The 2,355-nt window shown below is 67.8% G+C and carries 1 protein-coding gene and 1 pseudogene; one reads left to right on the top strand and one right to left on the bottom strand.

Translation table 11 applies throughout. The features are described 5' to 3' along the window. Nucleotides 1-862: pseudogene (locus IQ216_RS13400) on the bottom strand (bifunctional orotidine-5'-phosphate decarboxylase/orotate phosphoribosyltransferase); the annotation flags it as partial. 149 nt (nucleotides 863-1,011) lie between these two features. Between IQ216_RS13400 and IQ216_RS13395 the strand changes: the two are divergent. Then, on the top strand, nucleotides 1,012-2,355 hold a 1,344-nt coding region (locus IQ216_RS13395), incomplete at its 3' end, for a cation:proton antiporter (RefSeq protein ID WP_370566753.1).

Genomic DNA, 2,355 nt, shown 5'->3' with positions numbered 1-2,355 from the left:
CCGGCAACCACAGCTCGCAGCGATCCTGCACCGCCTGGGCGCGCTGCTCCAGCCACTGGTTGCGGGTGGCGTTGATCTGCAGCTTGAGGGCCTCGGCGCGCTCGGAGATGTCGTCTTCCACCAGCAGGTTCTGGGGCAGGGGCAGCAGCAGCCCATCGCCGGCGGCGGAGAGGCCCGCCGCCAGCATGGCTTCCAGGTTTTCCTCCACGCCCCAGAGGCTGCGCAGGATCAGGAACCGCCCCGGTGCCTCCTGCCGCACCCGCGCCAGCACGGCCGCGTCGCTGGTGCCGATCTCCAGCAGCAGCTGCTCCGGCGTGGCCCAGAGCATGCACTCGCGCACGATGCGCAGGTAGAGGGGCTGCTCCTCGCTGGGGTAGTGCTGGATCAGCCGCGCCGCCTGGTTGGAGCTGTGGCAGGTGATCACCACCGCCTTGTCCGGGTAGAGCAGGAAGGGGGCAGCGATGTCCTGGCCGGCCAGGGGCGAGAGGGTCACGGCATCGGCGGCCAGCTCCTTGAACAGGTACTGGGCCAGAACCGAGGAGGAATTGAGATCGCCGTGCTTGCTGTCGATGATCAGCGGCAGATCCCTCGGCACCAGATCGCGCACCTCCAGCAGCAGCTCCAGCCCCACGGGCCCGAGGGCCTGGTAGAAGCCGAGGCTCGGCTTGTAGGCACACACATGGGGGGCCGTGGCCTCCACCACCGCCTTGATCCAGTGGCGGGCCTGGCTGAGGAAGGAGCGGGCCGACATGCCGCGGCGACCCACCCAGCTCTGCAGCATCTCGGGGTTGGGGTCCAGACCGGTGACCAGGAGGGACTGGCGAGCGGCGATGGCGTCAGTGAGGCGAATGAAGAACCCCATCGCGCTGAGGCTGGCTAGGCCTGTTGCTAAGACAGGCCATCAGGGCTGGAGCTGCCGCTGACATAGCTCTTATTGATGAGCCCCGGCAACGGCGACGGCCAACCAAGGCCGCCTACGGTCGCCCTGTTCGATTGAACGAGCCAGAGCTGGTGACGTTTGACTGCCTCATCGGAACGCTCGGCGGCCTCAACGACGTGCCGATCCAGGGGCGTCTGCTGTTCGTGGGGGTGTTGTTTCTGGGCACGTTGGCGGTGAGCCGCTTCTCGATCCGCCTCGGCATTCCCGGCGTGCTCGGGGTGCTGCTGCTCGGGCTGGTAGTGAATGTGAACCTGCTCGATGTGACCCATGTGGAAGCGGAGAACCTGCAGGTGTTCGCCCTGGCCCTGCTGCTCTTCTACGCCGGTCTGAAAACCGATCTGAAGGCGATCCGGGGCTTCATCGAATACGGGCTGTTGCTGGCCCTGGGGGGGGTGCTCATCACCTCCTGCGTGCTGGGGGGAATGATCTGGTGGCTCTCCTCCGCCACCGCCAGCGGCCTGGCCCTGGGCTTCGGTAACGGCATCCCCCTGGGCGCCGCCTTCCTGCTGGCCGCCTGCCTGGGCTCCACCGACGCCGGCGCAACCCTGAGCGTGCTGGCCCAGGTGAAGCCGCCGGTGCCCCTGCGGCTGCAGCACCTGCTGGAGTTCGAATCGGCCGTGAACGATCCGGCGGCGCTGTTGGTGTACGGGCTGCTGATCGAGCTGTTCAGCCAGGCCGCCGGCGGTGCCGCCGGACAGCCCCCAGATCTGGCGGCGGCCGAGACGCTGCTGACCACGGCGGTGCTCGACAGCCTGCGGGTCTTCGTGCAGCAGATCGGCTCCGGGCTGATTCTGGGCGTGCTGTTCGGCTACGTGGCCAAGTTCGTGATCGATGTGCTCGTCACCGAGCGGGCCCAGCTGCTGGTGGTGGCGATGTCGATCGCCTTCGCCGATTACGGCCTCACCGATCTGCTGGGCGGCTCGGGCTTCATCGCCGTCTACGTCACCGGCGTGTTCATGACCAACATGACCTACCGGCGGCCGGAGGTGAACCACGAGTCGATCCAGGAGGTGTTACTGCCGTTCAACACCATGACCGAGATCACGGTGTTTCTGCTGTTCGGGCTGCTGGTGTCGCCGCCTGATCTGGTGGGGGCCATTCCGATGGGGCTGGTCACCGCCGCGGCCCTGATGCTGGTGGCCAGGCCGCTGGGAGTGCTGGCCTTTCAGCCGCTCTCACCCTTCAGCCGCCGGGAGGGGGTGCTGGTGGCCTGGTGCGGGCTGCGCGGTGCGGTGCCCCTGGCCCTCTCCTATCAACTGGTGGCGGCCATTCCCCAGCTGGCGGGCGTCGATGCGGCCCTGGCCCTGCCGCTGTCCCGCAATGCCCAGGGCATCGTGTTTGTGGTGGTGGTGCTGAACCTGCTGCTGCAGGGATTCACCCTGCCGCGGGTGTGCAGCGCCATCGCCCCGAAGCCC

The sequence above is a fragment of the Cyanobium sp. LEGE 06143 genome (genome assembly GCF_015207535.1).
GTDB lineage: Bacteria > Cyanobacteriota > Cyanobacteriia > PCC-6307 > Cyanobiaceae > NIES-981.
This window is presented reverse-complemented; position numbering and strand designations above follow the sequence as displayed.